Genomic DNA, 1,769 nt, shown 5'->3' with positions numbered 1-1,769 from the left:
AGAGCGTGGTGGTGAACCGCGCTGTAGCTCGATGATCTGCGGCTTTCGGGTGGTTGCGGTGTGGGGGTGGTCGGCCTGGGGCAGCCAGCGGGTGGTTGGTTCTGCCTCGGAGGTGTGCGGTGCCGTCGGTGATCGCGTTGCTGGAGTTCCGTGAGGCCCGGGCTCGGGAAGAGCTCGAGTCCTGGCTGGAGGTGGTCAGGGAGGCCGAAGAACAGGCTGCTGCCGCCCGGCAGCGTCTCGAGCACGCGCGTATCGCCTGCGGCGAGGTGTTGCGCGCGCTCGCGGAGGAGGCCGAGTCCGTCGCTGGGCGCGTTCAGGCCGGCCAGGAGACTTTGGCAGTGCCGGATACAGGTGATGACGTCTCGCCACGTGCGCTTGCTTCCGCTCAGGACACGGCCACTGCGGCGGCGCCCGCCCCCGTCCTGCGCGCGGGCTATGACCCGCGGCCGCCGGTCTGGCAGCCCGGGATGGACGATCAGTCCCTGTCCGGGGCCTACCGGCAGGTGTTCGCGGCGGTCGTGGCGGCTGCAGGGCCGGTGTCCGCGCAGGAGCTGACGCGCGCGCTGGGCCGGGACGCGTCGCGGTTGAACGAGGTGGAGAAGGTGCGCCACCGTGCCTACGCGCTTCAAGCGCGGGGCTGGCTGGTGCGCGAGCGCGGGGTGTTCACGCCGGCCGCGCATCCAGCCGGTGCGGCCGGTACTCGGGCCAGTGCAGGCGCTGGCGCGCCATCCGCCGCGTCAGCGTGATCAGACCGGCCCACCACACCATCTGCACGTGGTGATCGGGGCGGCGCTCGTGGTCGCGGTTGAGACGGCGGGCGCGTGAGAGCCACCCCAGCGTCCTCTCCACCACCCACCTGCGCGCCAGCACCACAAACCCCTTGGACCCGTCGGAGCGCCGCACGACCTCGACTTCCACCCCGTGCGCCGCGAACGCTTCCGCCAGGGCCTGGCCCTGGTAGGCGGAATCGGCCCAGACCAGCTTCAGCATGCGGCCCGGCTCGGCCATGAACGCCTCGATCAGCTCGGGGGCGGCCTTGGAGTCGTGCACGTTGGCGGCGGTGACGGTGACCTCCAGCAGGAAGCCGCACGTGTCGGTCAGGATGTGACGTTTCCGGCCGTCGCGCAGCTTGGCCCCGTCGCAGCCGCGGCTGTCGGCGCCGACGGTGTCGGAGCCGTCGACCGACTGCGCGTCCATGACCGCGGCCGTGGGTTCCGCCTCCCGGCCCTGCCGCTTGCGCTCCAGGCGTCGCAGCCGCTGGTAGAGCTCGCGCACGTAGCCGTGGCGGCACCAGCGCCGGAAGAAGTCGTACACCGCCCGCCACCAGGGGAAGTCCGCCGGGATCGCGCGCCACTTACCGCCGTTGTCGACGACGTAGCGCACAGCGTCGATCATTTCCCGGTGGCAGTGCTCCTCCGGACGCCCGCCCCGGCCCTCCAGCCAGGCCGGCACCGGCATCGAGGTACGGACCTGGGCCCACTCCGCGTCGGTCATGTCGGTCGGATAGTACGCAGGACGGGCACTCTCGCCGATCGCCCCGAACTGGTGGACGTAACAGTCACACGCCCGGGTGGTCGAAGTGGCACCCACCGGCTCGGAGATGGTGGACTGGGACAGCAACGGGCCTCCTTGGCCGGAGAATTGGTCGACAACCTCGTCTCTGCCAAGAGGCCCGTTCTTCCATGCACGCCGACCGGCCAGCAAGATCGTTCGAGGCATCCCCCGCCAGCCCCACCCACCGAACACTGTCCGGTTCACCACCACGCTCT

The 1,769-nt window shown here is 71.0% G+C and carries 2 protein-coding genes; one reads left to right on the top strand and one right to left on the bottom strand.

Annotated features, from left to right (window positions below; all coding sequences use genetic code 11):
• Positions 1 to 119: 119 nt before the first annotated feature.
• Positions 120 to 746 (top strand): hypothetical protein, encoded by a 627-nt coding sequence (locus ACWD5Q_RS35435; RefSeq protein WP_451431178.1) that lies wholly within the window; start codon positions 120 to 122, stop codon positions 744 to 746.
• Here ACWD5Q_RS35435 and ACWD5Q_RS35430 read toward each other — a convergent pair.
• Positions 664 to 1,620: an IS5 family transposase gene (locus tag ACWD5Q_RS35430; protein ID WP_451431177.1), complete on the bottom strand. Its 957-nt coding sequence runs from the start codon at positions 1,618 to 1,620 to the stop codon at positions 664 to 666. The two genes, ACWD5Q_RS35435 and ACWD5Q_RS35430, sit on opposite strands and share 83 nt — an antisense overlap.
• Between the last annotated feature and the right edge of the window lie 149 nt (positions 1,621 to 1,769).

Source organism: Streptomyces sp. NPDC002513, assembly GCF_053595355.1.
Note: the sequence above shows the minus strand (reverse complement) of the source record. Positions and strands in the feature narration are given on the sequence as shown.